The sequence below is a fragment of the Bacillus sp. (in: firmicutes) genome (assembly GCA_012842745.1).
In the GTDB taxonomy this organism is placed as follows: Bacteria; Bacillota; Bacilli; order Bacillales; family Bacillaceae_J; genus Schinkia.
In genome coordinates this window covers 1-17,886 of record DUSF01000029.1, presented here as the reverse complement: position 1 = coordinate 17,886, position 17,886 = coordinate 1, and the positions used below count along the sequence as shown (strand labels likewise).

General features: G+C 38.3%; 22 protein-coding genes and 1 other RNA gene. 4 read left to right on the top strand and 19 right to left on the bottom strand.

Going from position 1 to position 17,886, the window contains the following annotated elements:
* From ssrA to GX497_03615, 14 genes are all read right to left on the bottom strand, one after another.
* Positions 1-230, bottom strand: a transfer-messenger RNA (tmRNA) gene (gene ssrA, locus GX497_03680); the annotation flags it as partial.
* 159 nt (positions 231-389) lie between these two features.
* Positions 390-857 carry an SsrA-binding protein SmpB gene (smpB, locus tag GX497_03675; GenBank protein HHY72322.1) on the bottom strand — a complete coding sequence of 156 codons (468 nt, stop codon included), beginning with the start codon at positions 855-857 and terminating at the stop codon, positions 390-392.
* Between the two features lie 134 nt (positions 858-991).
* On the bottom strand, positions 992-3,307 hold the full coding sequence (gene rnr / locus GX497_03670; GenBank protein HHY72321.1) for a ribonuclease R: 2,316 nt from the start codon (positions 3,305-3,307) through the stop codon (positions 992-994).
* Between the two features lie 12 nt (positions 3,308-3,319).
* A complete protein-coding gene (locus GX497_03665) occupies positions 3,320-4,084 on the bottom strand; it encodes a carboxylesterase (GenBank protein HHY72320.1) in 765 nt (254 codons plus the stop codon).
* A 102-nt stretch (positions 4,085-4,186) separates the two neighbouring features.
* Positions 4,187-4,420: a preprotein translocase subunit SecG gene (gene secG, locus GX497_03660; protein ID HHY72319.1), complete on the bottom strand. Its 234-nt coding sequence runs from the start codon at positions 4,418-4,420 to the stop codon at positions 4,187-4,189.
* Between the two features lie 221 nt (positions 4,421-4,641).
* On the bottom strand, positions 4,642-5,934 hold the full coding sequence (eno, locus tag GX497_03655; GenBank protein HHY72318.1) for a phosphopyruvate hydratase: 1,293 nt from the start codon (positions 5,932-5,934) through the stop codon (positions 4,642-4,644).
* Between the two features lie 36 nt (positions 5,935-5,970).
* On the bottom strand, positions 5,971-7,506 hold the full coding sequence (locus GX497_03650; GenBank protein HHY72317.1) for a 2,3-bisphosphoglycerate-independent phosphoglycerate mutase: 1,536 nt from the start codon (positions 7,504-7,506) through the stop codon (positions 5,971-5,973).
* Positions 7,499-8,263: a triose-phosphate isomerase gene (locus tag GX497_03645; protein ID HHY72316.1), complete on the bottom strand. Its 765-nt coding sequence runs from the start codon at positions 8,261-8,263 to the stop codon at positions 7,499-7,501. Before GX497_03645 ends, GX497_03650 begins: the two co-directional genes overlap by 8 nt.
* Before the next feature lie 19 nt (positions 8,264-8,282).
* Positions 8,283-9,467: a phosphoglycerate kinase gene (locus GX497_03640; GenBank protein ID HHY72315.1), complete on the bottom strand. Its 1,185-nt coding sequence runs from the start codon at positions 9,465-9,467 to the stop codon at positions 8,283-8,285.
* 223 nt (positions 9,468-9,690) lie between these two features.
* Positions 9,691-10,698 (bottom strand): type I glyceraldehyde-3-phosphate dehydrogenase, encoded by a 1,008-nt coding sequence (gene gap / locus GX497_03635; GenBank protein HHY72314.1) that lies wholly within the window; start codon positions 10,696-10,698, stop codon positions 9,691-9,693.
* 27 nt (positions 10,699-10,725) lie between these two features.
* Positions 10,726-11,766 carry a hypothetical protein gene (locus GX497_03630; protein HHY72313.1) on the bottom strand — a complete coding sequence of 347 codons (1,041 nt, stop codon included), beginning with the start codon at positions 11,764-11,766 and terminating at the stop codon, positions 10,726-10,728.
* A gap of 129 nt (positions 11,767-11,895) precedes the next feature.
* The gene (locus GX497_03625) at positions 11,896-12,147 is read right to left on the bottom strand and encodes a glutaredoxin family protein (protein ID HHY72312.1); all 252 of its coding nucleotides are present in this window, start codon (positions 12,145-12,147) and stop codon (positions 11,896-11,898) included.
* A gap of 329 nt (positions 12,148-12,476) precedes the next feature.
* Positions 12,477-12,716: a hypothetical protein gene (locus tag GX497_03620; protein ID HHY72311.1), complete on the bottom strand. Its 240-nt coding sequence runs from the start codon at positions 12,714-12,716 to the stop codon at positions 12,477-12,479.
* Positions 12,717-13,064: 348 nt separating this feature from the next.
* A complete protein-coding gene (locus tag GX497_03615; GenBank protein HHY72310.1) occupies positions 13,065-13,412 on the bottom strand; it encodes a hypothetical protein in 348 nt (115 codons plus the stop codon).
* 169 nt (positions 13,413-13,581) lie between these two features.
* Here GX497_03615 and GX497_03610 point away from each other — a divergent pair, with 169 nt between their 5' ends.
* The 4 genes from GX497_03610 to GX497_03595 all read left to right on the top strand — a co-directional run bounded on the left by GX497_03610 (position 13,582) and on the right by GX497_03595 (position 15,600).
* On the top strand, positions 13,582-13,806 hold the full coding sequence (locus tag GX497_03610) for a helix-turn-helix transcriptional regulator (GenBank protein HHY72309.1): 225 nt from the start codon (positions 13,582-13,584) through the stop codon (positions 13,804-13,806).
* A gap of 97 nt (positions 13,807-13,903) precedes the next feature.
* The gene (locus GX497_03605; GenBank protein HHY72308.1) at positions 13,904-14,041 is read left to right on the top strand and encodes a hypothetical protein; all 138 of its coding nucleotides are present in this window, start codon (positions 13,904-13,906) and stop codon (positions 14,039-14,041) included.
* 143 nt (positions 14,042-14,184) lie between these two features.
* Positions 14,185-14,376, top strand: coding sequence for a hypothetical protein (locus GX497_03600; GenBank protein HHY72307.1), 192 nt, complete (start codon positions 14,185-14,187; stop codon positions 14,374-14,376).
* Positions 14,377-14,502: 126 nt separating this feature from the next.
* Positions 14,503-15,600: a Fic family protein gene (locus GX497_03595; GenBank protein ID HHY72306.1), complete on the top strand. Its 1,098-nt coding sequence runs from the start codon at positions 14,503-14,505 to the stop codon at positions 15,598-15,600.
* Between the two features lie 80 nt (positions 15,601-15,680).
* Here the strand turns inward: GX497_03595 and GX497_03590 are convergent, their stop codons facing one another.
* The 5 genes from GX497_03590 to GX497_03570 all read right to left on the bottom strand — a co-directional run bounded on the left by GX497_03590 (position 15,681) and on the right by GX497_03570 (position 17,756).
* Positions 15,681-16,349 carry a glycoside hydrolase family 73 protein gene (locus GX497_03590; GenBank protein HHY72305.1) on the bottom strand — a complete coding sequence of 223 codons (669 nt, stop codon included), beginning with the start codon at positions 16,347-16,349 and terminating at the stop codon, positions 15,681-15,683.
* The gene (locus GX497_03585) at positions 16,327-16,551 is read right to left on the bottom strand and encodes a hypothetical protein (protein HHY72304.1); all 225 of its coding nucleotides are present in this window, start codon (positions 16,549-16,551) and stop codon (positions 16,327-16,329) included. The genes GX497_03590 and GX497_03585 overlap by 23 nt, the downstream gene beginning before the upstream one ends.
* A complete protein-coding gene (locus GX497_03580; GenBank protein HHY72303.1) occupies positions 16,548-16,832 on the bottom strand; it encodes a hypothetical protein in 285 nt (94 codons plus the stop codon). The genes GX497_03585 and GX497_03580 overlap by 4 nt, the downstream gene beginning before the upstream one ends.
* Positions 16,825-17,127, bottom strand: coding sequence for a hypothetical protein (locus GX497_03575; protein ID HHY72302.1), 303 nt, complete (start codon positions 17,125-17,127; stop codon positions 16,825-16,827). The genes GX497_03580 and GX497_03575 overlap by 8 nt, the downstream gene beginning before the upstream one ends.
* Positions 17,128-17,246: 119 nt before the next feature.
* Positions 17,247-17,756 carry a fibronectin type III domain-containing protein gene (locus GX497_03570; GenBank protein ID HHY72301.1) on the bottom strand — a complete coding sequence of 170 codons (510 nt, stop codon included), beginning with the start codon at positions 17,754-17,756 and terminating at the stop codon, positions 17,247-17,249.
* Positions 17,757-17,886 lie beyond the last annotated feature (130 nt).

Genomic DNA, 17,886 nt, shown 5'->3' with positions numbered 1-17,886 from the left:
TTCTCTTCCTTCGTCCTCAGACGGCGAACTCCGGCGTAGCCCACTAAGAGTGAGTCCCTGACCCTACCACATGGGCGATGGAGGGAGGAACCGCATTAGACAGTTATTAAGCTGCTAAAGCGAAGTTGTTGTTTTCTTTGCCAGTTATAGGCTTTGACGTTTTTACGAGGCCGATCCCCTCGACTCGCGACTTAAGCTCGAACTACCCCTGTCGAATCCGTAGCGTCCCCATATAAAAAATATAAGGTGTATCGGATAGTATAATTAAAGCTTACATGCTTGGTGTTTATTCAGTTGTTTGAATTGCTTAATTAATTACCTTACGATATTTATTATAGCACAAACATTAGCTTTATCAACTGTAAACAAAAGGATTATCCACTGATATTTTACATCTTTTGTCGTTCTCTAAAGGCACGCTCGATATCACGTTTAGCCTCTTTTTGTTTTAGATCCTCGCGCTTATCATAATTCTTTTTACCTTTTGCTAATCCAATTAATACTTTTGCATAGCCATTTTTTAAATAGATTTTTAATGGGACAAGGGAATAGCCTTGTTCTTTTGTAATCCCAATGAGTTTTGCAATTTCTTTTTTATGTAATAAAAGTTTACGAGTTCGTAATGGATCGTGATTGTAGCGATTACCTTGCTCATATGGACTAATATGCATATTATGTAAAAAGACTTCGCCTTTTTCGACCTTCGCATAAGAATCCTTTAAATTGACACGCCCCGCACGGATCGACTTAATTTCGGTACCTTGAAGAACAATTCCGGCTTCATATGTATCTTCAATAAAGTAATCATGATAAGCCTTTTTATTTTGGGCAACAACCTTACCTGCACCTTTTGGCATAAAAACTCCCCTCCTCTATTTAAAGCTTAATCTCACTGTAGCAATTCCGTCAACTCATTATTGCGTTCGGATTTAATCGGACACAGTAACAAAAACATAACAGTGCCCGATTATTTTAAGTAGCATTACTCGGCTTATTTTTTCTTTTTCTTCTTTTTCTTTTTCGCTACATTATGATATTGTGGCTTTCCGCCTTTATTTTGGCGGTCTTTTTTTGAACTTTTGCTACTGCCATTCTTTTTCTCATTGCCATTTGTTTTGCCTCTCCCACCACTCTTTATCACACGAGGCGTTTGTTTTCTTTCCACTTTCCTTGACCCTTTCATGCCAACAACTTCGAAATCTACAATGCGCTCATCTTTGTCGACGTTGACAACACGAATAGTAATTTCATCGCCAATTCTAAAAATATTTCCCGTACGCTCGCCGATCATAGCATAATTGGCCTCATCATAGCGGTAATAATCATCAGTCAAATAGCTAACATGAACAAGTCCCTCAATTGTATTTGGTAGCTCTACGAAAAAGCCAAAATTCGTAACAGAGCTAATAATGCCGTCAAATTCTTCGCCAATTTTATCAAGCATAAACTCTGCTTTTTTCAAATCATCAGTTTCCCGCTCAGCATCGACTGCTCGGCGCTCCATGTTTGAGGCATGCTCGGCGATAGTAGGAAGCTCTGCTCGCCAATGGTTCTGTGTTTCTTCATTTAGTTTACCGTCTATTAAATATGTTCTAATGAGACGATGAACGATTAAATCTGGATAACGGCGGATTGGCGATGTGAAATGCGTATAAAATTCCGCTGATAAGCCAAAGTGTCCTAAGCTTTCCGCATCATAGCGCGCTTGTTTCATTGATCTAAGCATGACCGTCGCTATGACCATTTCTTCAGGCGTACCGCGTACTTCTTCTAAAATTTGCTGCAACGCGCCTGGATGCACTTCATTTCCAGTGCCTTTGACAACATAGCCAAAGTTTGTAATAAATTCAAAGAAACGATTTAGTTTTTCTTCTTTTGGGTCTTCATGAACACGATAAATAAACGGCACATTGAGCCAATGGAAATGTTCCGCAATCGTTTCATTTGCGACAAGCATAAAATCTTCGATTAACCGTTCTCCTGCAGAGCGTTCACGAATGACTACATCTGTTGGTTTGCCATCCTCATCAACTAATACCTTTGCTTCTTTAAATTCAAAATCGATCGCACCGCGCTCAAATCGCTTTTTACGAAGGATTTCAGCTAGTTCATCCATTAAGAAAAACATCGGCACTAATGGCTCGTATTTTTTAATAAGCTCAGAATCTTTATCAACGATAATTTTATTAACATCAGTGTAGGTCATTCTTTCTGTTGTTCTAATGACGCTTTGGAAAATTTCATGGGCAACAACTTCACCGTTTGAATTGATTTCCATTTCGCATGACATTGTTAATCGGTCTACCTGTGGATTCAAACTACAGATTCCATTTGAAAGGCGGTGTGGAATCATCGGAATTACGCGATCCACTAAATAAATGCTTGTCCCTCGGTTAAATGCTTCTTTATCAATTGGTGACCCTTCTGTAACATAATAAGAAACATCAGCAATATGCACACCTAGTTTGTAATTGCCGTTATCGAGCTTTGTTACAGTAACAGCATCATCTAAATCTTTCGCATCTGCACCGTCAATCGTGACAATTATTTGGTCACGGAGGTCGCGGCGATTGGTGAGTTCAGCGGGTTCAATTTCATCAGGCGTATTATGTGCATGCTCCATGACGTCTGGCGGAAACTCTCCTGGAAGCTGATGCTTATGAATAATGGAAAGAATATCAATACCAGGATCATTTTTATGACCTAAAATTTCGATGATTTCGCCTTCGGCGTTCATGCGACCCTCAGGGTATTTTGTTAATTTTACAATAACCTTGTGCCCTTCCACCGCTCCATTTTTGAATTCATTTGCAATAAAAATATCCTTGCCAACACGCTTATCATCAGGAATGACAAAACCAAAATATTTGTTGTCAACATATGTGCCGACAATTTGTGAGACGCCGCGCTCAAGAACGCGTACAACCGCTCCTTCTGGACGGCCATCAGAAGGGTGGCGGTCAATCCGTGCTAGAACAATATCTCCATGCATCGCACTTCTTAATTCAGAAGGTGGAATAAAAATATCAGCTAAAGATTTATCTTCTTGTTCAACAAAAGCAAAACCCTTTGAATGGGCAAGCAGTTTCCCTCTTACCATATTCATTTTTTCCGGCACACCATAGCGGTTGCTTCTTGTTCTTACGACAAAGCCTTGCTCCTCCATTTGCACAAGCAGCTTAACAAACTCTTTAAAATCCGTAGAATCTTCAATGCCAAAAGCCTCTTCTAGCTCTTTGATTGTTAAAGGCTTGTACGAATCCTCACGCATAAAAGATAATAGACGCTCCATACGTTCTTCATTCATATTTTTCACTCCTCACCAATCGAGATGATCAAGAAATTGATACACGTCCACCTCAACTTGATTTCTTTCTTTATCAAGCGTAATCACATGTCCCGATTGTTCATACCATTTTAATTTTTTTACTTCAGTTTGTACTTCGTTATAAATAATATTGGCACTTTCTGTATTTATCATAGCATCATGACGGGCTTGAACAACAAATGTCGGGGCATAAATTTGGTCGATATTGTGACGAACACCTTCGATTAATTGTTGCAGCGCTTTTAATGTTGGCATCGGTGTTTTTTCAAACTCTATCATTTCTACCCGAATTTGTTCTACAGATTTTCCTTCCCTCTTTTTATATTCGCGAGCATATTCCAAAATTCCTTTATACATGACTTCTTCACTTTTAATATGCATGGGCGCACACATTGGAATGACGGCTTTTATAGGCTCAGTGTAGCCTAATTTTAATGAAAATACCCCTCCAAGTGACAGGCCGCAAACTGCTATTTTCTCGTAACCTTTGTTTTTTAGTAGATGGTAGCCATTGATGACATCCTGCCACCAATCATCTGGACCAGTATGAAGCAATTGTTCTGGTGGTACGCCATGGCCTTTATATAATGGCGCATGACATGTGTAGCCTTTCTTTTCGAGAAAACGGCCAAGCATCCGTACATCGGCTGTATTACCTGTAAAACCATGTAGTAACAACACAACCCTTTTTTGTTCTCGTTCTGGATCTCCAGCATTAGCCTCAAATGTAAATGGCTCCGGTGCAATCATTTTCATACATCCAAAATCCCCTTTTTATCTTAGCTTGCACTAAAATCATTGATAATACGCAAAAAGCAGTAGGTGAGATACACCTACTGCTTATATCACTTGATTTTATTATACTTCAAAGAATGTTACAGCAATTGCTAAAACAAAAAATAACACACCTAATACAATCGTAATTTTTTGCAATACTGCTTCCATGCCGCGAGCCTTCTGCTTTCCAAATAGTTGCTCCGCACCACCAGAAATCGCCCCGGACAAGCCCGCACTCTTTCCTGACTGCAGTAATACTACTAGAATTAAACCTATCGATACTATCACTAAAAGAGTAACCGCTACTGCATGCATCGTTATACCTCCTACACACTACATAAGCTAACGTTATGTACGCACTTTGCAATAATCCTACTTTATCATAATTAATGGCAAATAACAAGTTATATCTGCAGAGCAGGGGCAGGCTCATTCCAGCGTTTAACGGACAGGATTCATGCTTTTCTCGAAATCTTGGCTGTGTTTGAACTACAAAAGGACTAAGCATACAATAGACGCTTAGCCCTTTAAATTAATTATTTCTTCAAATTATAAAACGCTGAAGCTCCAGCATATTTGCTTGTTTCACCGAGTTGATCTTCAATACGTAGTAATTGGTTGTATTTGGCTACGCGGTCTGTTCGTGATGGTGCCCCTGTTTTGATTTGACCAGCGTTCGTTGCAACGGCGATATCTGCAATTGTGCTGTCTTCTGTTTCACCAGAACGATGGGAAATAACAGCAGTATAGCCAGCACGTTTCGCCATTTCGATGGCATCAAATGTTTCAGTAAGCGTACCGATTTGGTTAACTTTAACTAAAATAGAGTTGCCTACGCCTCTTTCAATACCTTGAGCAAGCTTCTTCGTATTTGTAACGAATAGGTCGTCACCAACAAGCTGTACACGGTCGCCAAGACGTTCCGTTAAAAGCTTGTGGCCTTCCCAGTCATTTTCATCTAAGCCGTCTTCAATTGAAACAATTGGATACTTATTGCAAAGATTTTCATAAAAATCAACCATTTCCGCAGATGTTTTCACGACACCCTCGCCGCTTAAATGATAGTTGCCATCTTCTTTATTATAAAATTCAGATGATGCCGCATCCATCGCAAGCTTCACTTGCTCACCTGGCTTATAGCCTGCTTTTTCAATCGCTTCAATGATTGTTTGCAGCGCCTCTTCGTTCGAGCCTAAGTTCGGTGCAAAACCGCCTTCATCACCTACAGCTGTATTTAATCCTTTTGCTTTAAGAACTGCCTTTAAGCTGTGGAAAATTTCAGTACCCATGCGTAATGCTTCATGGAAACTTTCTGCACCAACAGGCATAATCATGAACTCTTGAATATCTACGTTGTTATCTGCATGTGCACCACCGTTGATAATGTTCATCATTGGAACAGGTAGAGTTTTCGCATTAAAGCCACCAAGGTAGGCATATAAAGGAATTTCTAAGAAATCAGCTGCTGCACGAGCAACGGCCATTGACACGCCTAGAATAGCGTTGGCACCAAAATTACCTTTGTTTTCAGTACCATCTAATTCGATTAAATATTGGTCGATCGCAACTTGCTCTGTTACATCAAAACCGATAATTTCTGGCGCAATTTTTTCATTCACATTTTCAACTGCTTTTAAAACACCTTTTCCTAAATAGCGATCTTTGTCGCCATCTCGTAATTCAACCGCCTCATATTCACCAGTGGAGGCCCCACTTGGAACCATAGCTCGTCCCATTGCACCTGACTCTGTATAAACTTCAACCTCAACAGTTGGATTACCGCGAGAATCTAATACTTCGCGTGCATATACATCAACGATAATTGACATTACAATTCTCTCCTTTATCTATAAAAATTATTAACTTTATTTTTTAATCAACGACTTTCCGCTCATTTCCTTTGGTTGTTCAACATTTAACAAATCAAGTAAAGTAGGTGATAAGTCTCCTAAAATACCATCTTCGCGAAGCTCTATACCTTTCTTCGTCATAATGATAGGCACCGGATTTGTTGTGTGGGCCGTCATCGGGTTGCCTTCAAGTGTAATGACTTCATCAGCGTTGCCGTGGTCAGCCGTAATAATCGCTACACCATCTTTCTCCAAAATCAAATCAACAATTTTGCCTAAACATTCATCAACAGTTTCAACGGCCTTCACAGTAGGCTCTAACATACCTGAATGACCAACCATATCCGGGTTGGCAAAATTCAAAATAATCACATCGTGCTTATCTGCCCTAAGCTCTGCCAAAAGGGCATCGGTAACTTCATAAGCACTCATTTCCGGTTTCAAATCATACGTTGCAACCTTAGGTGAATCAATTAAAATACGTTCCTCACCAGGAAATTTCTCCTCACGACCGCCACTGAAGAAAAAGGTAACATGCGGATATTTTTCCGTTTCCGCAATTCTTAGCTGCTTCAAGCCGTTTTGTGAAACAACTTCGCCAAACGTATTATCCAAATTTACTGTTTTAAAAGCAACATAGCCCTCAACCGTTTCACTAAAATGGGTTAAGCAAACAAAATATAAATCCTTTGGCGCACCCGGCCCACGGTCGAACTCACGAAAATCTCCATTTGTAAACGCACGGGAAATTTGAATTGCTCTGTCTGGTCTAAAATTATAGAAAATAACAGAATCATTATCAGAAATTTTTGCTACTGGCTCTCCATTTTCTTGCAAAATAACGGACGGAAGGACAAATTCATCATAAATACCATTTTTATAAGAATCGTCCACGCATTCCATAGCCGAATTATACGTAGGACCTTCGCCATACACAAGCGCATCATACGATTTTTTGACTCGATCCCAACGTTTATCACGATCCATAGAATAATAGCGACCTGAAATCGTCGCAAACTTGCCAACACCGATTTCTTTCATTTTTTCTTCAGCTTCTTCAATAAAACCTTTCGCTGTTTGCGGTCCAACATCCCGGCCATCTAAGAAGCCGTGAACATAAACCTGCTCTAAACCCTCTTCTTTTGCCATTTTTAAAAGAGCGTACATATGGTTAATATGGCTATGGACACCGCCATCAGACAACAATCCGAAAATATGGAGGCTTTTACTATTCTTTTTCGCATGCTGAATCGCTCCACAAAACGTTTCGTTTTTGAAAAACTCGCCTTCGCGAATCGCAATATTCACACGAGTTAAGCTTTGATACACAATGCGACCAGCACCGATATTCAAATGCCCAACCTCAGAGTTTCCCATTTGCCCCTCCGGGAGTCCAACCGCTTCACCGCAGGCTGTTAACTGAGCATGTGGAAATTCACTCCAATAGCGATCAAAGTTTGGTTTTTTAGCATGTGCAATTGCATTTCCTTTTTCTTCATTACGACAGCCAAAGCCATCTAAAATAATTAACGCATGTGGTTTTCTACCCATTATTTTTCACTGCCTCCAAAAGCTGCAAGAACGAATCTCGCTGTAAACTAGCACCGCCGACAAGGGCACCATCAATATTGGTGCAGGCCATATATTCGGCAATATTTTCTGGTTTTACACTTCCACCATACTGAATTCGAACACTTTCAGCCACTTCATTTGAATACATCTTTTCAATGACTTGGCGGATATACCCGCAAACTTCATCAGCATCATTTGCAGAAGAAGATTTTCCTGTGCCAATCGCCCAAATTGGCTCATAAGCGATAACAACTTGCTTTGCAAGCTCAGCTGAAAGTCCTGCTAAACCCTTTTCAACCTGAGAGCTGACAATATCATTCGTTGTTCCCGCTTCACGCTGTTCCAATGTTTCCCCAACACAAACAATTGGTAGAAGTCCATGCTTAAAAGCGGCATGTACCTTTTTATTAACTGTTTCGTCAGTTTCAGCGAAACTTTCACGGCGTTCAGAATGACCAATAATCACATAATCGACACCGATTTCTTTCAAAGCAACAGGACTAACCTCACCAGTAAAAGCCCCTTGCTCTTCAAAATGCATATTTTGCGCGCCGATTTTCAGGTCGCTTCCTTTAGATATGCCTACTAAGCGCTCCAAAAAGAGAAACGGTGCACAAACAACCGAATCTACTTTTTCAGGTGAAGGAATGATATCTTTCACTTGTTCTACAAAACTTATTGCCTCTGATAAAATCTTATGCATTTTCCAGTTGCCTGCAATAATTGGTTTTCTCACGCCACAAGCCTCCTCTGCTTCATTTATCATTAAGCGCTGCAACCCCAGGCAATTCTCTGCCTTCCATAAACTCTAATGATGCCCCGCCGCCTGTTGAAATGTGGTCCATCTTGTCAGCTACTGCAAATTTTTCAACAGCGGCAGCAGAGTCTCCACCACCAATCACTGTATATGTATTTTCAGCATTTGCTAAAGCTTCAGCAACCCCTTTTGTTCCATTGGCAAATTTCTCAAATTCGAACACACCCATTGGTCCATTCCAAATGACAAGCTTAGAGCTTTGAATGACATCACGATACTTTTCAGCTGTTTTCGGCCCAATATCAAGCCCTTGCCAATCAGCTGGAATTTCGTCAATGCCGACTACTTTTGCTTCAGCATCTGCCGAAAATTCATTTGCAACTACAGCATCAACTGGCATTAAGAAATTGACGCCTTTTTCCTTGGCTTTTTCTATAAAAGATTTTGCTAACTCAATTTTATCATCTTCTAATAGCGACTTGCCAATTTCATGGCCTTGCGCTTTTATAAACGTAAAGACAAGTCCACCGCCAATGATGAGATTATCTACTTTTTCTAAAAGATTATCAATAACACCAATCTTATCCTTTACCTTCGCACCACCGATAATGGCTGTAAATGGTCGCTCTGGGTTTGATAATGCTTTGCCTAAAACCTCAAGCTCTTTTTCCATTAAAAAGCCGGCAACTGCTGGAAGATAATGAGCGATTCCCTCAGTTGATGCATGAGCACGGTGGGCAGCACCGAACGCATCATTCACATAAACGTCCGCTAATGCTGCAAATGCACGTGCTAATTCAGGATCATTTTTCTCTTCCCCAGGATAAAAGCGAACATTTTCCAATAAAAGTAAATCACCATCCTGAAGCTCGCTAATAGCTTGTTCAACTTCAGGGCCGCATGCTTCATCCGTCTTTTTCACCGGTTTTCCGATTAACTCACTTAATCTTGTGGCGACCGCACTCAAGCGCATTTCCTCGACAACTTTTCCTTTCGGTCGACCTAAGTGACTAGCAAGGATTACTTTAGCCCCTTGTTCACTTAAATATTGAATCGTTTGTATCGCTGCTCGGATTCGCGTATCGTCTGTAACTTGCCCATCCTTCATCGGCACATTAAAATCCACGCGACAGAATACCTTTTTCCCCTTTACATCGATATCCCGTATCGATTTCTTATTCATATTGTTTGCGGCCTCCTTTTTCTCTTAATAAGCGGTTATACAAATACTGAAAAGAGGGATTCTACAAGTTCACTACATGTAGAAAAGTTAACAAGCCATTTGTAAATTACCAGCCATTGGGCTTGTTACCTTTTTTCTCCCTCTGTTTCCTATACTATTATAAACTTTCCTTGCCAACAGTTCACTATTGTTCTTAACATTTTTTGTGAAAAAGTTAGAAATTTTACAATCCTTTTTTAGTAATAAAGTCAATTAAATCAACGATACGATAAGAATAACCAGTTTCATTATCGTACCAAGAAACAACCTTCACTAAATTTCCATCAATGACCATCGTTGATAAAGCATCAATCGTTGATGAAGCTGGTGCACCATTATAATCCCTCGATACGAGCGGCAACTCGCTGTATTCTAAAATACCTTTTAATGCTCCTTCAGATGCTTCTTTTAACGCAGCATTAATTTCCTCTGCTGTTGTGTTTTTCTCAAGTTCGGCCACAAGATCGACTAATGAGACGTTTGGAGTTGGCACACGCATCGCCATACCATTAAGCTTTCCTTCTAGTTCAGGCAACACTTTGGCAACCGCCTTTGCAGCCCCTGTTGTTGTTGGAATAATAGATTCCGCTGCTGCACGGGCACGACGAAAATCTTTATGTGGTAAATCTAAAATTTGCTGGTCATTCGTATAGGCGTGAATAGTTGTCATCATCCCACGTTTTAAACCAAATTTATCATGTAAAACCTTTGCGAATGGTGCTAAGCAATTCGTTGTACAAGATGCATTAGAAATGATGTGATGATTCGCTGGATCATATTTATCATCATTAACACCCATCACAATTGTAACATCTTCATCCTTGCCAGGTGACGAAATTATAACCTTCTTTGCACCAGCTTCTAAATGTTTTGCAGCTTCTTCGCGTTTTCTGAAACGACCCGTCGATTCGACAACAACCTCTACTCCAAGGTCACCCCACCCTAAATTTGCGGGGTCCCGCTCCGCTTTCACAATAATTTCTTTTCCATCTACAACGATATTGTTGCCATTCACTTCCACCTTTTTTTCAAAAGTTCCGTGAACAGAGTCATATTGAAGTAAATGCCCAAGCATTTTCGCATCGGTTAAATCATTTATAGCCACAATCTCAATATTCGGATTATGAACTGCCGCCCGTAAAACATGACGACCTATTCTTCCAAATCCGTTAATACCAACTTTAACTGCCATAATCTTATTCCTCCTTATAAATACCTTTTATTTTAAAAAGGATTGCTTCTGAATTAAAGATTTTGCTGCACCTTCATCTGTTATTAAGGTTGTTTTTTGCCCTCGGCTTTGCTTCTGCACTGCAAGAATGGCCTGCGCTTTTGAGGATCCACCTGCTACCGCAATCACACATGGCACTCTTTCTAAAAATTCTAGTTGGAAGCCGATTGTTGTTACTTTATGGATAATTTCACCATTTTCATTAAAATAATAGCCAAAGGCTTCACCAACTGCACGTCCATTACAAATTTTTTGAAAAGTTTTCGAGTCCGTTTTACGCCGTTTCGCCATTGGTATAGCGTCTCCAATTCCATGAACAACCATGCTTGCTTTACTCATCGTCTCGACAATTTCTTTTATAGCAGGCTCTTTGATAAGGGATGCGTACACATCATCACTCACTTGGTCAGGAACATGCAAGAGTTTATATTGTCCGAAAGTTTTTTCAGCCATTTTAGCAACAATTGTATTTGCTTGGTTTTCAACATGTTCACCTAATCCGCCCCTAGCAGGAAGAAACAATAAATCCCGGCCTTCGGCGTCAGGTGTCAGCATATCGGCAACTGTTGCTAGGGTCGACCCACCTGTAATTGCGATAATATTATTCGAGGTAAAGTTTTTCTTCATACAGATTGCACAGGCCCTACCCATTTCTTTTTTTACTAAGTCATTTTCATCGCTATCTCCTGCAACAACGATAACCTCTTCAATATCCAATACAGATTTCAATTGCTGCTCTAATCCTTTTAACCCTGAAATCTCTTTCATAATTGGCTCCAGCTGCTTACATAAATGCCTACCTTCAAGGGTTACACTCATACCATCTGTTGAAACATTTACAAGACCCTGCTCTTTTAAAAAAACAATCTCAGCCCGAAGAGTCCGTTCTGTCATCCCTAAATGGGCTGCTAAAAGTCGTCTCCCGATTGGCTCCATAAGACGGATATACTTTAAAATTCGATAGCGCCCATGCATAATTTCAAGTAGGTCAGGTAATAACTTTTGTTGAATTTTTAAAACAGTTTCCATTAGGACTTCCCCTTAGTTGCTTTTTTACCAATTTGGACTAATTATGTCCCGCATATACATTTTTTGTCCCATTAACGGTAAAAAAAACTCCTACTATAAATTGTATTTTAGCAGGAATATTCTCATAACTCAATAAATATTACTAAATTTTAACATTAGATAATCTCTTATTGTTTCTTTTGCAACCATTCCATAATCAACTTCTTTTCCATCTATTTCAATAACTGGAATCATAAGCTGATATTTTTCAAGCAATTCATCATCCTCATATATATCGATTTCATGAATTACGAGCGGAAATTCATTTGTTAGATCTAGCAACTCTTCTTTCGCTTTATCACAGAGCGGACAAACGGTCCTCGTATACAAATTTACATGTATCGGCTGTTTCATCAATTGTGGCTCCCTTACCGAGATTATTAGCATCTTTTCCGTAGCTTCTTTATATTTTATTGGTCACAATTAAATTTTAAAAAGGAATTCCGAAAAAAAAGAAGAAAGATATTTATTGAGGTGAATTAATATGGAAAAATGTTATACGTGCAATTAAATTAGCGCCCTCGGAGGGAATCGAACCCCCAATATAACTAAAGAATATCAGACAAAACAATAGAAAACAAGATTGATATTTTAATAATTTCTTAGCTTTATCTAAAATAAAATACAATAGTTCATAACAAATAGTCGGACAAAAGTCGGACATTGTGACTCTATCTTAAATCTACATGCCTCTTACACTTTGTACACTGAAATAAATTATGCTCTACTTCACGATGCTTTTTAAGCTTCCTGCAAGTTTGGCAGCTCATAGTTACATGCTTTCCAGTAAATTCACCATCGTCATCTTCGTTGTCTAATTCTTCATCATCTTCATCTTTGCCTTTGAATAAAGCATAGGTAAACATAACACTAATGGCCCCTACAATAAAGTCACGATAATCTAACAGCAAGCTATCACTCCTTTTCTGATAGGACAAGCTCAATTTCGCCTGTCGAGTAATCTTCAAGTGGCAATACCCTATACGAGTTATGGATGTTGAATCGGTCCTGTAATGATGCAATAAGCTCTGTTGAGTCGAGGCTAAGCTCAATAAAAAGAGACGCTAAACTGGTAGGTCTCATATTGCATGCTGTAGCAAGTCGTTTTAACTTTGTATCGTAACTATTGGACAGGGAAACGTTCACGCGATTAACTTTCTTTCCTCCAAGGCCCTTCCTTTCTATCATGATTTTTATCAACTCCTCTCAAGTTTTCATGACGATTACCAATGTCAATTGCGTAACAATGTAACAGTGATTTAAAAAAGGGAGGACACTTCAACCTTAATGACACCATCAATCTTTTTTACTGCAATTTCTTTATTTTCAATGATGTTGTTAATGGCTGTAGACTGTTTAGACTTGTATGTTTGATTTAACCATAGAGCATCTTCCCAACTTTGCCAGGGCACTAAAGGAAGCTTGGTGACACCATCTCTCTTATACTCTGTGATAATCTGTATAAAATCTTCTGAATGAGCTGCAACGAACATCATTAATCGCATGATTTGGTTTTTATCTAGTATCGTGTTTTCATGAAGCGAATCAATGTAGTTTTTATAAGTTGAATCACATCGTAAAGCCGGTCTCCACATAGTACCTATCAAATGACACCACTCCTTTTTATGTGGCACCGTTTTTGGTGCCTTGCTAAAAGATATTTAGCACTGGTTGTCCAATATTCCACACTTTTTATACAAAGTAACAATTTTGTGATTAAGATAAAGAAATGTTGTCAAAGATAAATTTAAAAGTTTAAATGGAGGTAAAATGCGCATGTTTGGGCTAGGAAAATCACGATCAAAGTTTGGAAAGTTTTTAGATAAGAACTCAATTACACAGGAGGATTTATCAAAAGAAAGTGGAGTTAACAAAAATACAATTAGCAGAATTTCTAAATTAACAGAAAACAGGCCGTCCTTGAATAATGCAAATAAAATTATTAAAACTTTAAAAAAGGCAGGATACAATGTGGATTATGATGATTTCTGGAGTATGTAAAGCCCGATGTGGGCTTTTTTTATTGAATAAAACTAGGAATTACTTGCGTTTTGTTACTATGCATAGTATAATAATAGTATAGAAAAGAGGTGAACAAGTGGTTATCTTAGGAAAAATAATAGCTCTAACGATTTCGATTCTAACACTTCGTCAACTCTGGCTGGCAAACCGAAAGACGAAATTAGAAATCAAAAAGCTAGAGCTAGAAATTAAAAAATTGAGAAGAGGAGGTTAACCCTCCCTCTCATCCTAAGTATAGCATAAACGATATGGAAATATTACTGATAATCATATGGATACTCATTCTGATTTTTGGTGTTCGGTATCTGTTTCTAAGAAGGACAAGAAATAAATTGATTAAAGAAAGGGATAAGCTAAATGACGAAAAAACAAACAGTGGCAAATAAAAAGTGGCAGGAAAAGAACAAAGAACATGCTAAGTATTTAAGCGACCGTTCTCGTGCCCGTAGTTTTATCCGTAACCTTGCTACATTAGACGATATTGAGGAATTTAGAGAAATGCTGCAAATACGAGAAGAAGAATTAAAATTAAAAGCCACGCTCGAATGAGTGTGGTTACTTCTTACAACGGTAGACATACTTACATTTTTTTAAGTTTTATGTATACAACTTACTTTAAAATGATATAATGTTAACAAAAAAACACTTTTCTTGAACACAAAGGCGGTGAACGTATTGAAAAGAAAACCATTTATACCTGACGAATTACCATTGTCATTAGAAGTATTTGATTATTCCATCCATATAAGAAATTTAACTGATGCCGCTTCCAGCTTAGCGTCTTACCAAACCTTGCTTGAGCATTCCAAGCTACCATCAAATACATTTCTTCGTCCTGTAATGTATCAAGAAGCTGTTCAGTCAACTAAAATTGAAGGTACGCAGGTAACGCTTGAAGAAATGTTTGAAGCTGACACAAAAGGGAAAGAAGAAACTGTTGATATTAGGGAAGCGATGAATTACTTTAGAGCATTAGAGGAAGCGATAAAAGAGTTAAAAAGGATTCCAATATCAACTAGGTTATTTCAATTACTTCACAAAATACTTTTATCCGGAAACGTAAGAGGTGGTAATCGCAACCCTGGGTCATATAGGACGACACAGAATTATATCGGGCCAGAAGGATGCACGATTGAAACAGCTACCTTTATTCCTCCCGAGCCGCAAATAGTACCGCTGGCAATAAGTAATCTCGAAAAATATATTAATGACGATGCGGATGAACTACATCCACTGATAAAAGTCGCTATCATACACGCTCAATTTGAAACGATTCACCCTTTTTTAGATGGAAACGGAAGAATCGGACGTATTTTAATTCCATTATATCTTTATGATGTAAAACTAATCAGTTTCCCAAATTTTTTTATCAGTGATACTTTGGAGAAAGATAAACATAAATACTATAGATATTTAAACGATACAAGATACAAAAAAGATTGGAACCAATGGATTAGATTTTTCTTAGAATGTATTAAGATTCAAGCTGATAAAAATAAAACAACCTTAGTTAGAGTTAATGGCCTTTACGAAGAAACTCTAGAAAAGTCAAACAGACTTATTAATAGCAGTAACATGAAAAGTGTTATTGATACATTAATAATGCATCCTGTTATTAACGTAAAATTATTATCACATTTAACTGGAATTAACGAACCTACCTGTAGAAGATACCTTAATCTATTAGAAGAAAACAAAATACTATTCTCGGATGAAAGAGTGAGAAACAGAACGTACTTCTTTTATGATCTGATCAGTCTAATAAAGAATTGATATACCCCCTGCCTCATGCGAGAAGGGGGTATCTTAATCTTTCATTATAATCATACACTTTTTTTGATTCCGTCCTACAATTATTTTAAAATCCCTCGGTCGATTGCAACAAAAATTAACCCGATTGCATCGCTGTCAGTAAGTTCGCCCTTTTTAAATTTAGTCAGCCATGATTTGTCGATGGCCTTACTTCCATGCTTTTTTTCGTCAGAAATTTCATTTAGCACTTTTTCGGTCACGTCCGATAAAGTCTTGATACTTGGCTTATACAATTTTACCGTCTCCTTTTTATCGTATTTTGTTAGATTGTTAGACTCGATAGTTTTAATTAGCTTGCTCGCGTAGTTTGGGTCAGTAGCATAGCCAGCTGCTTGCACCGCTGTACATGCTTTTTTGTAATCGGTCTCACCAATCATTTTTTTGTATTTGTTTCGGTCCCATGATACGCCGTTTTTATACAGATTTGCTAAATCGTAAAGCGACTCGTACCAGCTAGGATATTTTCTAAAGGCTGCGTTTACTTTAACATCTTTGCCGTTGACATGCTCCCATGTTGGCATAGTTACTGATTGGCCCTTATAGTTTCCTTTGATTCCAAAAAGATTTTTTCCTTTGAAGGCTAATCCACTCTTGCCCCAATTGGATTCGTGTATGGCCTGCGCTATGATAAGCGAAGCGAGAATATTAAACTCTTTTGAAATACGCTGGGCATGTGGTGCAATCTCATCAATAAATGTCAGCTTCATCATCCTTTGCGTTTATTGAAGCTTTATCAACTGAAGCTTCGGCCAATATATAAACGGCCACACTTCCGAATGCAGTTATGACCGCCGTTACTTGAGCAATATTGTTTTCGGTAACATTTAAAGCGACTAATATTGAGCCTACGAATCCAGCGATTAAAGCCCAAAATTTTCTGCTTGCCAATTTTCGTTTTATATCAATTTTCATAATGCCTCATCCTCCTCTATTTCAATATTTTCACTGTAAATGCGCTTTAATTTAATCTCATTTTCCTTCTTTGCCTTCCAGTAATAAAATCCTGTCGCGGTCGCAACTTCAGCAAAAATGGCAGGAATTAAATAAGACAGGGGCGTAGTGTCTCCTGTTCGCCATACGATAGCAAGCGTAAAAGCTATGATAATTCCTGTTACGAAAAATATGACGTAAAGCAGCTTCTTTGAAAACTCCGTCTTAGGCCTTTTCTTGCGCTTAAATTCAACGCTAATCATTATGATCACCTAGCTTATCAATTCGCTTATGCGCCGCTTTCGCTGATTCTTCAACCCTTGTAACGCGTTCTCCTAAAGCTACCATTTGTTTTTCATTAGCCTTGAGGTCAATTCTAATATCATCAACCCCTTTCCCGATATAATCGAGCTGCGCCTGAATTCTGGCATCTTGCTGAGAATCTATTTTTATTTCTTTCTGCTGTTCTAGTTGAGTTTTTTGTCTATTTAACTGATAACCCAATAGACCAACTACCAATGATATAACTGTAAATAATACCCCTATTTCAATTGTCATAAAATCACCGACCTTTTAAAATGTAGCCTCGATCAGTTCGGGGCAAACTTTAGTCATTGAGCAAAATAAAAAGCCACTCGATTGAGTGACTTAATCTTACAATTTTTAATTTTTATAAATTAGTATTCTAAAACCTCGAAAACCATTATCTTATCAAAAACAATGTTTTCTTTTCTCGCCTTATATGGGACACCATTAACCGCTTTATTAAAGGTATAATATGCCTTTCCAGAACCATTTGATTTACCATCATACCATTTTATAAACGAATTAATGTCGCTCATCGAGAGCTGATATTCTTTTTGTAATCCATTTACCATTGTTATTATAAGTAATCCGTTACCATTTTCAATTGGTTGTTCGCTCAAGGTTATTGAAACTTCATTTGAATTTTCACTTTCACCATTGGCATTTACTGCTGAAACAACATAATAAATGGTATCGCTTGTTGTTAATGGTGAATCAGTATAATTGGTTGTTGTTATATTATCTGCAATGGTAGTATATGGGCCTCCTGGTGTTGAGGCTCTTTTAACATTGTATGATGAAGCTCCAATGACACTATCCCATGTTAGATTTACTGTGTTATCGTTAAGTGTACCAGTAAGGTTTAAAGGTGTTAACGGCATATCATGTCAGTAGTCATTTTTAATGACGGTGATTTCGGAAACGCAAGTGTCGGTGACAAAGTATATTTGCCACCGACACTTGCGTTTCCTTTTTACTTTCGCCATATCAATTGGCGATTTATGGATATAA

Bases quoted from the DNA above. Each gene is read 5' to 3' on its own strand.
- GX497_03665 (HHY72320.1), bottom strand. From the start codon at position 4,084: ATGAAAATGATTGCACCGGAGCCATTTACATTTGAGGCTAATGCTGGA.
- eno (HHY72318.1), bottom strand. From the start codon at position 5,934: ATGTCAATTATCGTTGATGTATATGCACGCGAAGTATTAGATTCTCGC.
- GX497_03650 (HHY72317.1), bottom strand. From the start codon at position 7,506: ATGGGTAGAAAACCACATGCGTTAATTATTTTAGATGGCTTTGGCTGT.
- GX497_03590 (HHY72305.1), bottom strand. From the start codon at position 16,349: ATGATGAAGCTGACATTTATTGATGAGATTGCACCACATGCCCAGCGT.
- GX497_03610 (HHY72309.1), top strand. From the start codon at position 13,582: ATGTTTGGGCTAGGAAAATCACGATCAAAGTTTGGAAAGTTTTTAGAT.
- smpB (HHY72322.1), bottom strand. From the start codon at position 857: ATGCCAAAAGGTGCAGGTAAGGTTGTTGCCCAAAATAAAAAGGCTTAT.
- rnr (HHY72321.1), bottom strand. From the start codon at position 3,307: ATGAATGAAGAACGTATGGAGCGTCTATTATCTTTTATGCGTGAGGAT.
- secG (HHY72319.1), bottom strand. From the start codon at position 4,420: ATGCATGCAGTAGCGGTTACTCTTTTAGTGATAGTATCGATAGGTTTA.
- GX497_03570 (HHY72301.1), bottom strand. From the start codon at position 17,756: ATGCCGTTAACACCTTTAAACCTTACTGGTACACTTAACGATAACACA.
- GX497_03630 (HHY72313.1), bottom strand. From the start codon at position 11,766: ATGGAAACTGTTTTAAAAATTCAACAAAAGTTATTACCTGACCTACTT.
- GX497_03575 (HHY72302.1), bottom strand. From the start codon at position 17,127: ATGACAATTGAAATAGGGGTATTATTTACAGTTATATCATTGGTAGTT.
- gap (HHY72314.1), bottom strand. From the start codon at position 10,698: ATGGCAGTTAAAGTTGGTATTAACGGATTTGGAAGAATAGGTCGTCAT.
- GX497_03585 (HHY72304.1), bottom strand. From the start codon at position 16,551: ATGAAAATTGATATAAAACGAAAATTGGCAAGCAGAAAATTTTGGGCT.
- GX497_03600 (HHY72307.1), top strand. From the start codon at position 14,185: ATGACGAAAAAACAAACAGTGGCAAATAAAAAGTGGCAGGAAAAGAAC.
- GX497_03640 (HHY72315.1), bottom strand. From the start codon at position 9,467: ATGAATAAGAAATCGATACGGGATATCGATGTAAAGGGGAAAAAGGTA.
- GX497_03580 (HHY72303.1), bottom strand. From the start codon at position 16,832: ATGATTAGCGTTGAATTTAAGCGCAAGAAAAGGCCTAAGACGGAGTTT.